The organism is Calothrix rhizosoleniae SC01 (genome assembly GCF_900185595.1).
GTDB lineage: Bacteria > Cyanobacteriota > Cyanobacteriia > Cyanobacteriales > Nostocaceae > Calothrix_A > Calothrix_A rhizosoleniae.
Map to the genome: position 1 here is coordinate 1 of NZ_FYBH01000336.1, position 14,510 is coordinate 14,510.

12 protein-coding genes and 3 pseudogenes are annotated in these 14,510 nt (G+C 39.1%); 6 read left to right on the forward strand and 9 right to left on the reverse strand.

The features are described from left to right. Positions 1-1,344: 1,344 nt before the first annotated feature. The 3 genes from CALSC_RS20555 to CALSC_RS20565 all read right to left on the reverse strand — a co-directional run bounded on the left by CALSC_RS20555 (position 1,345) and on the right by CALSC_RS20565 (position 4,178). Positions 1,345-1,785, reverse strand: a complete 441-nt coding sequence (locus CALSC_RS20555) for a hypothetical protein (protein ID WP_088243135.1) — start codon at positions 1,783-1,785, stop codon at positions 1,345-1,347. A gap of 544 nt (positions 1,786-2,329) precedes the next feature. Beyond that, positions 2,330-3,184, reverse strand: a complete 855-nt coding sequence (locus CALSC_RS20560; RefSeq protein ID WP_088243136.1) for a DUF72 domain-containing protein — start codon at positions 3,182-3,184, stop codon at positions 2,330-2,332. A 178-nt stretch (positions 3,185-3,362) separates the two neighbouring features. After that, positions 3,363-4,178 (reverse strand): hypothetical protein, encoded by an 816-nt coding sequence (locus CALSC_RS20565; RefSeq protein WP_088243137.1) that lies wholly within the window; start codon positions 4,176-4,178, stop codon positions 3,363-3,365. Positions 4,179-4,689: 511 nt separating this feature from the next. Between CALSC_RS20565 and CALSC_RS20570 the strand changes: the two genes are divergently transcribed. Beyond that, the gene (locus CALSC_RS20570) at positions 4,690-5,088 is read left to right on the forward strand and encodes a nuclear transport factor 2 family protein (protein ID WP_088243147.1); all 399 of its coding nucleotides are present in this window, start codon (positions 4,690-4,692) and stop codon (positions 5,086-5,088) included. 57 nt (positions 5,089-5,145) lie between these two features. On the opposite strand, the gene CALSC_RS20575 is transcribed toward CALSC_RS20570, so the two are convergent. The 4 genes from CALSC_RS20575 to CALSC_RS20590 form a co-directional block, all read right to left on the reverse strand. Beyond that, a complete protein-coding gene (locus CALSC_RS20575; RefSeq protein ID WP_088243138.1) occupies positions 5,146-5,355 on the reverse strand; it encodes a hypothetical protein in 210 nt (69 codons plus the stop codon). Between the two features lie 645 nt (positions 5,356-6,000). Beyond that, on the reverse strand, positions 6,001-6,438 hold the full coding sequence (locus CALSC_RS20580; protein ID WP_088243139.1) for an Hsp20/alpha crystallin family protein: 438 nt from the start codon (positions 6,436-6,438) through the stop codon (positions 6,001-6,003). A 361-nt stretch (positions 6,439-6,799) separates the two neighbouring features. Next, a complete protein-coding gene (locus tag CALSC_RS20585; RefSeq protein WP_088243140.1) occupies positions 6,800-6,979 on the reverse strand; it encodes a hypothetical protein in 180 nt (59 codons plus the stop codon). Between the two features lie 122 nt (positions 6,980-7,101). After that, a complete protein-coding gene (locus tag CALSC_RS20590; RefSeq protein ID WP_088243141.1) occupies positions 7,102-7,422 on the reverse strand; it encodes a 2Fe-2S iron-sulfur cluster-binding protein in 321 nt (106 codons plus the stop codon). 340 nt (positions 7,423-7,762) lie between these two features. Here CALSC_RS20590 and acnB point away from each other — a divergent pair, with 340 nt between their 5' ends. The 4 genes and pseudogenes from acnB to CALSC_RS20610 all read left to right on the forward strand — a co-directional run bounded on the left by acnB (position 7,763) and on the right by CALSC_RS20610 (position 11,119). Continuing rightward, complete coding sequence (gene acnB / locus CALSC_RS20595; protein ID WP_088243142.1) at positions 7,763-10,369, forward strand: bifunctional aconitate hydratase 2/2-methylisocitrate dehydratase; 2,607 nt, start codon at positions 7,763-7,765, stop codon at positions 10,367-10,369. A 72-nt stretch (positions 10,370-10,441) separates the two neighbouring features. Continuing rightward, positions 10,442-10,687, forward strand: a pseudogene (locus tag CALSC_RS20600) (element excision factor XisH family protein); the annotation flags it as partial. 4 nt (positions 10,688-10,691) lie between these two features. After that, a pseudogene (locus CALSC_RS20605) lies at positions 10,692-10,940 on the forward strand (element excision factor XisI family protein); the annotation flags it as partial. Beyond that, positions 10,937-11,119 carry a type II toxin-antitoxin system HicB family antitoxin gene (locus CALSC_RS20610; RefSeq protein ID WP_088243144.1) on the forward strand — a complete coding sequence of 61 codons (183 nt, stop codon included), beginning with the start codon at positions 10,937-10,939 and terminating at the stop codon, positions 11,117-11,119. The pseudogene CALSC_RS20605 and the gene CALSC_RS20610, both read left to right, overlap by 4 nt. Positions 11,120-11,224: 105 nt before the next feature. Here the strand turns inward: CALSC_RS20610 and CALSC_RS20615 are convergent, their stop codons facing one another. Then, positions 11,225-11,983, reverse strand: coding sequence for a superoxide dismutase (locus CALSC_RS20615; protein WP_088243145.1), 759 nt, complete (start codon positions 11,981-11,983; stop codon positions 11,225-11,227). Positions 11,984-12,500: 517 nt separating this feature from the next. On the opposite strand from CALSC_RS20615, the pseudogene CALSC_RS20620 reads away from it, so the two are divergent. Next, a pseudogene (locus CALSC_RS20620) lies at positions 12,501-12,716 on the forward strand (sensor histidine kinase); the annotation flags it as partial. Between the two features lie 40 nt (positions 12,717-12,756). Here the strand turns inward: CALSC_RS20620 and CALSC_RS20625 are convergent. Beyond that, positions 12,757-14,510, reverse strand: a 1,754-nt coding sequence (locus CALSC_RS20625; RefSeq protein ID WP_088243146.1) for an ABC transporter ATP-binding protein/permease, incomplete at its 5' end; no start/stop codon positions are given.

The window sequence follows — 14,510 nt, forward strand, 5'->3', positions numbered from 1 at the left end:
CAGTTGTATATTCTGGTATATATAAATTCCTAGTATGTATACTTTGTACAAGTAAGATTGCAAGTTAATAATAGCTATAGCTCTAAGTAGGTAGGCGTAAAAAATTATCGTTTGGATAAGACAGGGGGCAGGGGGCAGGGAGCAGGGGGAAAAAGGGTTTTAGCCTTATTTACTTTTCTCCACATAGTTTGGTTTTATTGTGCCGACTTACTTACGCGCAAGTAATAAGTAATAAATAATAAGTTTACTGCTCATCGGCTTGGTGCTTCAACAATGTCTTAACGTATATGCGTAGTGCCATACCATTAATTTCAAACATAATGGTACAAAGGTGTGTGTCGGATATTTTAATGTTCATACCCTCCATTTATTGAAGAAATTGCAAATCAACAAATATGCGATTTAGAAATGATGATATATGGGATTTTTTAGTTGCTTAATTAATAAAATATCACGACAGAAAAATAATTATAGTAGTATTACTGATTTTTTACACAAACAATATATTTTATCTATAAACCTAGATAAAAACTTTTCATTCTTATCCCAGCTTTTTATTTGCTTGATAATATCAATTTATCAACAGCAATAATGTTACTAATATGTAGCAGTCATAAATTTTTTATAAACAACAATAACTCTGATTGCTTGGAAAATAATACCATTTTGGATTTTAGATTTTGGATTTTGGATTGTGAAAGAGTTACTATATTAGTCTTTCTGTCTTTCCATCTGTCGCAATCATTTTTGAAATTGGTATAACATTAGCGATTTCAATATATCAAACCCTTAATTTGAACATCTATCTTGGGAGATATTTATTCAATATAAAATAGAGAAAGAATAATCCCGATACAACAAAGTTTACCGGGAGATGAGTGACGAACTATAACAATTCTTGACTGCTCCCCTGACTGAAGGCGAGGGGATTCTAAAAAGATGCTGCACGACGGGTTAAAACCGCGTCACTTCGCTTCTGATTAGCTGTCACCCAAATATAAATCCGGGTGGGATGAAGTCAAAGCACCCCTACACACTCCACTCAAATGAAGTCCAAGTGTTGTGCTTACCTTGCGGAAAGTGCAGTCTTGGGTTATACCCAAGAGGAGCAACTTTCCAAGAGAACAGATGATATTGGCTACACTATTACAATCTGCATTAATGTACCAATTTATTGCTGTAGGTTATAAACCACGTTTTACTCTACGACCAGAAGATTGACAATCTAGCTCTTTCAGAGCGGCTTCGCCAACGGTTTTTCGCCCTGTTTTGGTAATGTATCACCATCAACAAATATAGATGTCGTGTTCCGACTGTTTTGCTGCTTTCCTTCTGTATTCTGTCCTAACTCGCCCTCAGTCTAATATGCAGCATATCTAGTCCTTGTCTAATCCAGCTAAGACACTCATATTCCGAGGTAAATAACTTGGGTGCAGCAATATTATTGAGGGAATCTGGTGGATAATGGTCATAAAAGTATTTACCATTCTCGTTACCAACAATAATTAAGTTGTGGCGATACACGTAACGAGACTGAAAATAATCGGTGTGATTAATAAATTCAAAGTTGATATCTAAATGCTCCTTCGCAATGTCAATGATGTTCTCCGCACTACTACCGTATATAGCTGCGGGGTTTTCGACTTTCTGAAATTTGCTTTTATTCCCTATTGCTGATAATAATTTATACGAATAAATATTGTAATTATCTGCCTTGCTAAAAACGAAAGGAATAATTAGATATCCTTTGTAAGCAACAGATTGTTCATAAAGTAAGCGTTTCACAAATTAAACTCCTTTAGTATTTAGGATTCACAAAGCAATGAAAAATAGCTGGTAGCAAAGGATATATCTGCCCAGTTGATTGGATATTTATTGATTCTGTGATGAAATTACTAAATGTTCCTTCTTTAATTAACCTATCATAATTAGAAATATTATCAATAAGTAAAAAGGTTTATCTTCCTTCCCAGGATATTTTTATATAGTAATGGGAGCTGGAAAATCTTTTATTGTTTACTGTTTACGAGCAAAAGAATATTATTTATTTTTTCTATGGTGGAAATCAAAAATAGTAATAGTTATTACTGTTACTAAGTAAGTCGGCACAATAAAACCAAACTATGTGGAGAAAAGTAAATAAGGCTAAAACCCTTTTTCCCCCTGCTCCCTGCCCCCTGCCCCCTGTCTTATCCAAACGATAATTTTTTACGCCTACCTACTTATCATTTTCATCTTACTTGGATATTTAACCACTAAAGTGCAGGGCACAACCCCCTATAACTTTCACTACATCTTGAATCAAGATAGGATGAAGCAATATCAATAGTTACCATAAACTGAGCTGGTGAGGCTCCTGTTCTATGAGATCCCACGGTAGAGGTGGAATATCAATGCCAGCTTGGTGTAACAAGTTATAAAAGTGACGTGCAGTGTGGGGCGATCGCTCTTCTATGGGACAATGGACAAAGAAGTAAATTCGCTTTCCCTGTTGTAAGCATTGTTGGATATAATTTATCCACTCTGCCATAAATGGCTGATTGACTGATAGGGTGGGATGGGAAATAAACCGAATCAAGGTAAATGGAGCTGTAGTTTGAAATTGTAGGGGTAATTGGGGTTTACGCCTTGCGGAGTGCAGTTGGGGATCTTCTTTTCCAGAGTAAATCGGGCGAGTGTCTAGTAATACTCTGGCTATATTCAGTGTTTCTAACAGTGCAGTTAAATTATGAGCATGAGGTTCTCGAAACCAATCTGGATGTCTTACTTCTAAGGCTAAAGGAGCTGTGTTTTTTGGCCAACTTTGGAGAAAGTTAGTTAAATCATCTAATGATTGGGGTGAGTAGCTAGGTGGTAGTTGAGCAAACATTGGCCCTAAGTTTTTACCCAAGGGAAGCATATTTTCCAGGAAATTCAGGGCATGGGTTATGTGTGGCTGTAGTAGACCATTGTGGGTGATTTCTCGCGGTAATTTCAGGCAAAACTCAAATTCTGGAGGTGTTTGATTTGACCAACGGGTAACTGTTTCCGGATTGGGTGTGGCGTAAAAAGTCGTGTTTCCCTCTACCGTCGTCAAGCGACGGCTATATAGATGCAAAAAATCTGTAGCACGAGCTTTTGGAGGGTAAAATTCACCCACCCAACCTTTATATGCCCAAATAGCGCAACCAATAAAGAAATTCACAAGCAGTAAGTAGATCCCATATTTTTATAATCTACGGAAAGCGATCGCAATGCAAATACAAACTTAAACTATCCTTCCCTATTCCTTGGTTAGTTTTGGGTTAAGTATAAATACATACTTTATTTCATTGATAATTATTAGTGATATAGCAAGTTGAAATCTGGAGGTTAAAAATAGTTCACTGACTACTCACTACTGACTTCTGTTGTGGTAGCTGTAAATTTTGCACAATGGCACTTAAGTAAGGCTCAAACACGGCTAAATTTTCTAATTTCTCAAACTTACTGGGAATATTATCAGTAGCAAAAGCTGTTTTGATTATATACATCGCTTTGCCGTCAAAAGTGACATACTGTAAATACTTTTCTACTACTCCACCTTCTGGCTTTAATCCAGCAAATCCATAACGTATCCCCTGAAGTTTTCCTAATCTCACGACTTCTGGAGGTTGAGGAGCAAAATTAATGGAAGTTGTTTGCGGTGCTTTCTCGGGAGCATCACCTTGGGGAAGTTTTATTTTGGTTGCATTACCATACCTTTGCTGATGCTCTTGAGATAATATCTCATATTCGGTATCCACCCACTTTCGTAGCGCATTTAGTATCTGGGTTTGATATTGAGGATCTTGTTTATCTAAGGAAACGCCAGGAGTAATACCCTCTTTTGCGAGCATTTTTTGGAAATTAGGCCGTTTTTCCAGAGGATAAACCTCAATTGCTACCTTACCTAAATTTTTACCATTGGCAGAGACACAAAGCAAAGATTTATTGCTGGTACAAGCTTTAACCTGCCAACCTTGAGGAACAAAAGTTTTTCCCAAGATACTGCTCCAGATATTACCAGGAGCAGACCTATGATGATTGATAATATTTTTTGCTTGAGAACTAGATGGTAAGCTATTTCGATTAGCAGAATTGAGGCGGATAAAATTAGCTCCCATCGGTATTACAACCATTAAGCTAGCACCGATTAAAAGATGATAAACTCGCAACATTTGACCCTAATTTACAAACTAATTAGGTTAAAGATTAACAGCATCTGTCATTTTTTTTAAGTAAACTTACAGAAATAATTCCTGAAATTTTTTAATTCTTATAATGGGGCTACTGTTTGAGAAACAGTTTAGGCTCCTCTTAGTGGACTGACAAGCCTAAAAATGTAGATTCACCCTTGGAATCTATATACTTATACTTTGATTTTAAGTGAATGGTAAATAATTTTGTTTGATTACTTATCTCGGCAGATCCCCAACAAATGTTATCTTTCTTACGACAAGCTGTTGACCGAATTTTTTAAGTAGTAGAAGAAATTTATATTCCTGTAATAAATATTTTGATCGCCTAGCCCAGTAAAATATAATTTTTAATTATATATAAACCACAGATTTGGTGGCGATTGCTTGTCTCAACCTGAATTTGTGATCTACTGAGTTTTGTCTACATTTGAGTAGATATAACAAGGTTTCTATGGGCGGTTCTGAAAGTATATTGATAGAGGATACAAGTATGGCAGAAGTATCAGAAAATACACTCAAGGTTGCACATCAAGGATTTGCTAATTTACAACATGGTTTAGCAACAGGGGAGTGGGAGCCGCTATTAGCTATGCTCACCGAAGACTTCTGTTTTTGGTTCCCTGTAGGATCATATCATGGTTTAAATCATGGCAAAAAGCAGGCTCAAGAGTTTTTTACTTATGTCTCGGAAGTATTTGAGAATAGTATACGTCTTACTTCCATAGAAAGAATTACCAGCAATGAAACTACCGTCGTATTTGAATTTAGGGATGAGGGAAGATTGAAAGGAGAACCTTATAAAAATCGCATAGCCATATCTTTTGATATTCGTGGGGATCAAATTTGTGGTTATCGGGAGTATATGGGAAGTGATGGAAAATCAAATTAGGTACTTACAGGGGAGCTATCCTGTGGGGAATTACCCTCATTTAAGCCGATAGAGATGTCAGTCATCTACTAAATTCATCAACGCTTGAAAATCAGATTCTGGTTCTGACTTGATTTGCGTTTGCAACTCTGCTAATTGACTTTGTAATCCTTGAGCTACATGGGGCATATTACCTTCTACAGCGATTTGCAGTTGGCTTTGTTTGATTTGAATTCGTCGTCGTAGTTCATGTTCCATGGATGTCGAATCATGATGTTCCGCAATCATGGATTTACTCCTGACAGTAAAATTTTGTATTAAGAAGTTCAGGTTTATCTGCTGACATCAAGTATTTATTTTGATTGCCAGATTAAGAACTGAGAACCAACTAATTAGTCTCTACTTAAATAAAAACCAGATAAAACACTAGCAGCAATTTACCACATCTGCTCATTCTTTCTGGTCGTAGTCCTATAAGAATTGTCAATACCCTGCATTTTAGTTACCAGTTATCAGTTATCAGTCAGGAAGAGGCAGGGGAGCAGGGAGCAGGGGAGAAGCCCCATACATAAATCTAGAGTCTTGGGGGTCTCCCCCATGAGCGACTGCATCAAGAAAGGAATTATTGCGCCTTGTGCTTATACGTCGCGGCACAATTATCTCTAATTTTTCCACAAATAAATTTGGGGGCTTGTATCCTTTTATTTTTCGGTCAACTCCTAGCCGGTGGAAAAACTGAGCATGAATAAGTCAAGTCTACCACGGGGTAGGGTGGGCATTGCTCACCCTACTGCTCAAATCTTGATTCAAAAAAAAGCCTAGTTGTATACACAATAACTAGGCAATACTTAAATTCACACAATTAAACTAAGGAGGTCTCAAATCATGGCTTCACTTACTGATATTAATTGATATCAATGAACTGACTAACTACTAGAGATTGATTTTGACTATTTTTTGCCTTTTTCCATGTGCTTTAGGTAGAGTCAAGTTCAAAATTCCATCTTTATATTCAGCTGTAACATTATTGTTTTGAATGCTTACAGGTAGAGGAATTACACGATGGAATTTACCATAATAGAATTCGCTCTTAGTAAAGCCTTTTTCTTCAGTTTTACTTTCCGACTTTCTCTCTCCACTGATAGTAATAGTATCTTCTGTAGCTTCAATATCTAAGTCTTTGGCTTCCATTCCGGAAATTTCTAGCTTCAGATAGACAGCATCATCAGTTTCGGAAATCTCAGCAGCAGGTACTTCTGAAAATCTGGTGAAATCTTTCCATTCTCTCGGCAAAAAGTCATCAAGCAAGCTGTTAAAATGATGCTCTAGAATATCAATTTCTTTCCAAGGGTTATAGCGAACTAGTGTCATACTTATCCCTCACTTGTTTTCAGAGCTTTAGTGAATGGTTACAGCACTTAACTTTGTGCTTTCGTTTATATGTTATGAAACATTGATATGATTGCTATTTCGGTTCTTCTCACTCTATTAATGATGATTTCCGAACAATATAGCGCTAGGCGCAAGTAATAAGTAAGAAGTAATAAGTTTACTGTTAATAGGTTTGCGGCTTCAACAATGCCCTAACGTAATTGCATAGTGCTATAATTCATAATTGATGGATAGTACGGTAAAACGAACAATATCTAGTTCGGTTTCTTCTCATAGACAATCAGATTCCCAACTTTGACAAAAAGTCGAGAATCTGGCTGGATACAGCTAATTTTACGTATTAATCTTCTGTCTTCGTCACAACAGCTTCAACAGTAGCCTTGCCTGTTTGTGCATCTACAGCTGTGATTGCCCAGCGTAGGGGTTCTCCTTGTTTGTCTAACTCTGCTGTAATAGCTTTTTCTAATTCAGTTGGGGTTTCTTGCAGATCGATTTCCGCAGTAATAAAATGGGTAGTCATTGACTTCAACTCTCAGTTTTTGTTTATACAATACACTATTTACAGTCAGTAGTTAGGGTATGAATTATTATTTGTTAACCATTCATGACTAACTACTAACCATGAACAATAATTTTGGTTGCTTATTCTTTTCCAAATTGTAATTGATAAACAGTATCTTCTTTTTCTGTTTCAATTTTTAAATCAGAGCGAGGATAAGCCGCACAAAGCAATACATAACCTTGTTCCTGTAGTTCTGTGTTTACACCCATGACATCAGTTTGTTCCACAGTTCCGCTGTTAGTAATTTTACCGGCACAAGTTGTACAAACACCTGCATTACAAGAACTAGGAAGATCTAATCCAGCTGCATCTGCCACTGATAAGATGGTTTCATTTTCAGGAACTTGTAAAGTATGAATTGAGCCTTGGTGTTGAAGTTCAACGGTGTATGTTGTGGTCATATATTAAAACAAGTAGGATGCAACAAACAGAAGATATATTTTATCTTATGAATAGGTGGAAATATAAAAAGACCACCCATAAACAGGAATTACTTCTAAAAGGCTTGAGGAGCGGAAGTGGCTATACAGTGATAAGTATAGGTTCTTGCTAGAAACAAACTGCTAGTACTGCCCTGGAAGCTAAAAAACCTGTTTCTGTAAACAAGTAGAATGATTCCCATCGCCTTTACTAACTGCTTGTTAAGCCTATCTGTGAAGACTTATGAGGGGAAATACCCACGAAGCTAGGGAAGGAACCGTTAACAATAGAAAAACTTTGGCTGAATAATTGGAGAGCATAATGCTGGAATCATATCGCAAACACGTTGATGAAAGAGCAGCCCTAGGCATCCCCCCCTTACCGCTTGATGCACAACAAACATCGGCATTGTGCGAATTATTGAAAAATCCCCCCACGGGTGAAGAAGCAGCATTACTGCATTTGTTACGTGATAGAATTCCCCCTGGAGTAGACCAATCAGCTTATGTTAAAGCTGGATTCTTAACTGGGGTTGCGAAAGGAGAAATTACTAGTCCCCTGGTTTCCCCTAAATACGCCATTGAGTTGTTGGGAACAATGTTGGGTGGCTACAATGTGCAATCCCTCATAGAATTACTCAAATCGGAACAGGCAGAACTCGCCCAAACCGCAGCCACAGCCCTAAAACAGATTACCCTAGTATACGATGCATACCACGATGTTTTAGAATTGGCGAGTAATAATGCCTATGCCCAGCAAGTGGTAAATTCTTGGGCAAATGCTGAGTGGTTTACTTCTCGCCCCACTTTACCAGAAGCGATCGCAGTTACCGTATTTAAAGTTCCAGGGGAAACTAATACCGATGATTTATCCCCCGCCACCCATGCCACCACGCGCCCAGATATTCCCTTACATGCCCTGGCGATGTTAGAATCACGGCAGGTGGGAAGTTTGTCAACCATTGCCGAATTGAAGCAGAAAGGGCATCCCGTTGCTTATGTCGGGGATGTAGTAGGTACGGGTTCCTCCCGGAAATCAGCCATTAACTCAGTATTATGGCACTTGGGTAATGATATTCCCTTTGTCCCCAATAAACGGGCGGGTGGATATATTTTAGGTGGTTCCATTGCCCCAATTTTCTTTAATACTGCCGAAGATGCGGGTGCTTTACCGATTCAGTGTGATGTCACTCAGATGGAAACAGGAATGGTAGTTACCATCCATCCCTACAAAGGTGAGATTACCAACGCAGCCGGGGAAGTTATTTCCACCTTTACCCTCAAACCTGAAACTATCTTCGATGAAGTCCGGGCTGGAGGGCGGATTCCCTTATTAATTGGACGCAGTCTTACTGATAAAACCCGCCAAGCATTAGGTTTATCAACTAGCAATATTTTCCAGCGTCCTACCCCACCTGCTGACACTGGTAAAGGTTATACCCTTGCCCAAAAAATGGTAGGTAAAGCCTGTGGTTTAGCTGGAGTTCGCCCAGGAATGTCCTGTGAACCACTGATGACTACCGTCGGTTCCCAGGATACCACAGGGCCAATGACCAGGGATGAGTTAAAGGAATTGGCTTGTTTGGGTTTCTCTGCTGATTTGGTAATGCAGAGTTTTTGCCATACTGCTGCTTATCCCAAACCAGTGGATATTCAAACCCACCACCAACTTCCCGATTTCTTCTCCCAACGGGGTGGGGTGGCTTTGCGTCCTGGGGATGGTATTATCCACTCATGGTTAAACCGGATGCTGTTACCCGATACCGTTGGTACTGGTGGCGACTCCCATACCCGGTTCCCCTTGGGTATTTCTTTCCCCGCAGGTTCCGGTTTAGTGGCGTTTGCCGGAGCTTTGGGGGTTATGCCTTTAGATATGCCAGAATCCGTTTTAGTCCGCTTTAAGGGGGAATTACAACCCGGTATTACCCTGCGAGATATTGTTAATGCTATTCCCTACGTCGCGATTCAAAAAGGTTTGTTAACGGTAGCGAAGGAAAATAAGAAAAATGTCTTCGCCGGACGAATTATGGAAATTGAAGGCTTACCAGACTTAAAAGTTGAACAAGCCTTTGAACTTACCGACGCAACAGCAGAGCGTTCCTGTGCGGGTTCTACCATTAAGTTAAGTACCGAGACAGTTGCTGAATATCTGCGTTCTAATGTTGCCTTATTGAAGAACATGGTAGCACGGGGTTATGCAGATGCCCGGACTATTATGCGTCGTGTGGCTCAGATGGAAGAATGGTTAGCCAAGCCAGAATTAATGGCGGCGGATGGGGATGCAGAGTATGCAGAAATCATCGAAATTGACTTAAACCAAATCACCGAACCCATTGTTGCTGCACCCAATGATCCTGATAATGTGAAATTATTATCAGAGGTGGTAGGTAACAAAGTTGATGAAGTCTTTATTGGTTCCTGCATGACAAATATTGGGCATTATCGCGCCTCTGCAAAAGTTATGGAAGGTGCGGGTGCAGTTACCGCTCGTTTATGGGTATGTCCTCCTACCCGCATGGATGAAAAACAACTGAAAGAGGAAGGGATATACGGTATTTTTGGTGCGGCTGGTGCGAGAACAGAAATGCCGGGATGTAGTTTATGTATGGGGAATCAAGCCAGGGTTGCAGATGGTGCAACGGTGTTTTCCACCTCTACGAGAAACTTCAATAATCGTATGGGTAAAGGAGCACAGGTATATCTTGGCTCGGCGGAATTAGCAGCAGTTTGTGCGTTGTTAGGAAAGATGCCTTCGGTGCAAGAATATATGGATATTGTGGCGAAGAAAATTCATCCCTTTGCTGATGATTTATATCGGTATTTGAATTTTGATCAAATTGCTGATTTTGAGGATGAAGGTAGGGTGATTCCTTTGGAGGAAATGCCGAAGATTGAGGATATTTTGGGTATGCCAACTGCAGTGAAGTAATTAATTTGGGGTGCGTTACGGTTTTATGCCTAACGCACCGCAGTAATCCCAATTTATATTGTCAGGGTGATAATGCCAGCAAAAGATATTTACCATGATGTAGTTAAAAATGCTTTGATTAAAGATGGTTGGATAATTACTGCCGATCCTTATCCAATCAAATACTAAGAGGTTAAATTTTTTGCAGATCTTGCTGGTGAAAAAGCAATTGCTGCGAGTAGAGAGGGGGAGAAAATTGTTATTGAAATTAAAAGTTTTCTGAGTCGTTCTCCTATGCGTGATTTTGAAACAGCATTAGGACAGTATCTAATTTATAAGGCATGAAGAGTTGATTTTTGACGATGAAAGAAGCCAATATCTTTGGTTGGTTGTTGGTTGGAAAGAAGGAAGAAGGATTAAAGGCATTACAGTTTATGTGAGGATTAAAAACGACAAAATTTATATTGAGGAAGATTGGACAGAATCAGGTATTGCGACTGATTTGCTAAGGGAAGATGTGCATCAAAGTGATATTGTGTTAGCTTTTCATTCTCCAGAAAAACGTCAGTATACAGAGTTTGCGATTTTATGAAGTCTCTCTCCGACTACACTACTGTAATTCGTCCCGATGATAACGGTACATTTGTTGCATACGTTCCTGCGATTCCCGGTTGTCATGCTTGGGGACAAACATCAGAGGAAGCTGGTGCTGAACTTGTAAATGTATTTGAGATGATTAAACAAGAGTATGCAGAAGCAGGAATGTCTTGATCAAAAAACCCGGCTTTTCAGAAACATCTATGATTAAAACCAATTATTTCTCCTCAAAACCGGGTTTATTTGCGTAAATTAAATGAAACTTGAATATGTAATAATTTATGCCTGAATTGACTTTTTAGCCGTGGCAAATCGTTGATTAATTTCTTCCCAATTCATCAGATTCCACCAAGCTTCTAAGTAATCCTTGCGGCGATTTTGGTAATTCAAATAATAGGCATGTTCCCACACATCATTACCCATGATAGGATACTTCCCTTGACTAAAAGGACTATCCTGATTAGCTGTACTCATCACCTCCAGCTTGCCAGAGTTTGTTAACACTAACCAAGCCCAACCACTACCAAAACGCTTGGCACCTGCTGTATTAAATTGCTTTTTCAACTCATCAAAGCTACCAAAATCTTTCTTAATAGCAGATGCGATCGCACCATCAGGTTCTCCACCACCTTTAGGCTTCATGACCCTCCAAAACATGGAATGATTAACATGACCACCACCATTATTACGCACTGTGGTACGAATATCTGCTGGTACACTGTTAAGGTCTTTGAGTAAATCTTCTACATTTTTACCTTTGAGTTCTGGATGTTTTTCTAATGCGGCGTTGAGATTTCTGACGTAGCCTGCGTGGTGTTTATCATGGTGGAAACGCATAGTTTTACCATCTATATGTGGTTCCAGTGCTTCGTAGGCGTAAGGTAGGGGAGGTAATTGGATCGCACCCCCTGGTTGGCTGGGTGGAGTTGTAGGTGTAGAATTAGGGTTAGTCTCTTCTGCTAAAGCACAACCATCTAAGGCAAAAGCTCCTACGGTGGTTCCCAGTAAAAATAGGAAATGCCGTCGATTCAGTGTCATAAGTAATTACCCTGGAGAATCTGTTTCCAGTTTTTATTTTCTTAGATTTAGGAACATAATCATAGTGCAATATTTAAGCTGAACAAAACGACTCAATTGTGAGCATCCTGAACAACTATAGCATTACCTTTAACAGTCAGGACTTACGCAACTGGCACCGCAGCTATCGCCGTTTGATAGTACTCTAGTACTCACATAACTCATAGTTAAAATCAGCCCTTCTTATAATTGTTAACAGTAATTAATCCGGCTTTCTTCCTCCTACTTCCTTCGTTTAATTGTTGCAGGCAATTTGGGTACATTAACTAATGAACGGTTGTATCAAGTTGTTCATGCCTGCTACTAATTTTATCCAATGCTTGTTTTCTAAGGATTTTTTAAAAAGTCTTTTAAAGTCAATACAGAAATCCTCTCTCACCAGAAAGATTCTTCGGAATATGGCTCTACGAATAACTATTGTGGTGTTGATATCTACTACTTTTAGTTATTTCCACTTAATGTCGAACTTAGAAGTTCAATCTGCATTGCTGACAATGGAACAGGAATAAACGAAGAAGTGCGCTTCAATATCATTAACCCATTTTTTACGACTAAACCAGTTGGTAAAGGAACGGGATTAGGTTTATCGATTAGCTATCAAATTATTGCCGAAACCCACAAAGGAAAGATTTTCTGCAATTCTGAATTAGGAAAAGGTACTGAGTTTATAATTGAAATCCCGGTACATCAATAAGTGTAATAACCGTCGGTGGGATAGCTTCTCTCAATATCCCTTAGACAACATCTTTACGCTTTTGAAATATCAACGCAACCACTAGATAAATTGCCATGTGAGCAACCAAAATTCCCCAGTTTAAACCCAAATTTTTCCAAGTAGCATTATAAACATCAGAAGCTTTAATAATTTCTTCTGGAGTATTTGCCGGAATCATTTTATTGACATCCACTAAAGTACCATATGCTCCCATTGACCAACGACTGATTGTCAACCAACCCAATTTGGCGGGAATACCCTTCAACTCAAATAAAACCCCTGAAAGAATAATCTGGGGAATCATAACTAAAGGTAGAATACTATTTGCGGCGTTTTCATTCTTCACCACAGCAGAAATCATCAAACTTAAGCTGACACTAGCCAAGAGGCTCAAAAAAACCGTGATTCCTAGACCTAAATACCAAGGGAATAACTCCGATGCTGGTGATTTGAAACCAATGAGAACAGCTATGACAATCAAGAGGGTTTGTAGTAAAGTCAAACCAGAACGAATTAAGATTTTAGAACCCAAATAGGGAACTAAACCCAAATTAATCAACCTTTCTCTCGCATAAATAGCTGCTTCTTTGACAATTTCCCGCACAGAACTGGAAAGTCCCACCCAAATACTGATACAAGCAAATATAAATAATACCTTCAATGCCAGTGAATTTTGGGATGTTTCTAAGGTCTTAAGTTTTCCTAGGGGAGTGTCATCTCTTAATATCCAAGCTGTTAAAGCGATCGCAATTGGTCCAGAAACTAAGGAAAAAATCCAACTCGTGCGATCGCGTATTACTAACTGGAGATATCTCTGGGAAAGCAACCACAGTTGTTTCAGGGGAGATATTCCTGTATGCACCTTGTGGTCTGCTTTAAACCTCGTGCCTTGTCCTGATTTTAATAGAGATTTTACGTAGCGATTACATTGGGAAGAATGATCATATTTATCTGCCCAATATTGTACATTTTCAATCACTTTCTGGGGAGAACTACCCTGATCAAGTTTAATGTAAATATCGGAAAAGTACTTGAAATCTCCAGAGGGCATTTCAAAAAAATTCAGAGCTTCTCCTGGAGCACCAAAGTAGCATAATTTACCACCTCGCCCCATAAAAACGATGCGATCGCAGGCTTCAATATTGGCAGTGGCATGGGTAACTAATACTACTGTCCTCCCTTGATTTGCTAAATCTCGCAACAGGTGCATCATTTCCTTATCTAAGCCCGGATCTAAACCAGAAGTAGGCTCATCCAGAAAGAATAGTTTGGGATCTGCCAGCAATTCCACCCCGATGCTCACACGTTTGCGCTGTCCACCACTGAGGTTACGAATAAAGTTATCCTTGACATGGGTTAATTGAATTTGTTTTAAAGTAGTTTCTACTACCTGGTTTATATCCGTGTCTGGTGGTAGGCGTAGTCGACAAGCATAAGCTAAAACCTCTGCTACCCTCAAGTCTGGATGGACAATATCATCCTGGGGTACATAGCCAATTTGAGTCCTATACACAGCCCAATTTTGCCGTAGATTATCCCCATTCAGGAACACAACCCCAGAAGACACTGGCTCAATACCCAACAAGGACTTCATTAAGGTGGATTTACCCGCACCACTACCACCGACTAAAGCCACTAATTGTCCCGGCTCAATCACCAAAGAAACGTCATTGAGAATAGTTTTATCGTTACCTTCCTTATCCTTAACCTTACGTATTAAGTTATGGACATCTAGACGAATTTGACTACCAGTATCTTGAACTTCTACGTAAG

Bases quoted from the DNA above. Each gene is read 5' to 3' on its own strand.
- acnB (WP_088243142.1), top strand. From the start codon at position 7,763: ATGCTGGAATCATATCGCAAACACGTTGATGAAAGAGCAGCCCTAGGC.
- CALSC_RS20575 (WP_088243138.1), bottom strand. From the start codon at position 5,355: ATGATTGCGGAACATCATGATTCGACATCCATGGAACATGAACTACGA.
- CALSC_RS20565 (WP_088243137.1), bottom strand. From the start codon at position 4,178: ATGTTGCGAGTTTATCATCTTTTAATCGGTGCTAGCTTAATGGTTGTA.
- CALSC_RS20610 (WP_088243144.1), top strand. From the start codon at position 10,937: ATGAAGTCTCTCTCCGACTACACTACTGTAATTCGTCCCGATGATAAC.
- CALSC_RS20590 (WP_088243141.1), bottom strand. From the start codon at position 7,422: ATGACCACAACATACACCGTTGAACTTCAACACCAAGGCTCAATTCAT.
- CALSC_RS20570 (WP_088243147.1), top strand. From the start codon at position 4,690: ATGGCAGAAGTATCAGAAAATACACTCAAGGTTGCACATCAAGGATTT.
- CALSC_RS20615 (WP_088243145.1), bottom strand. From the start codon at position 11,983: ATGACACTGAATCGACGGCATTTCCTATTTTTACTGGGAACCACCGTA.
- CALSC_RS20585 (WP_088243140.1), bottom strand. From the start codon at position 6,979: ATGACTACCCATTTTATTACTGCGGAAATCGATCTGCAAGAAACCCCA.
- CALSC_RS20580 (WP_088243139.1), bottom strand. From the start codon at position 6,438: ATGACACTAGTTCGCTATAACCCTTGGAAAGAAATTGATATTCTAGAG.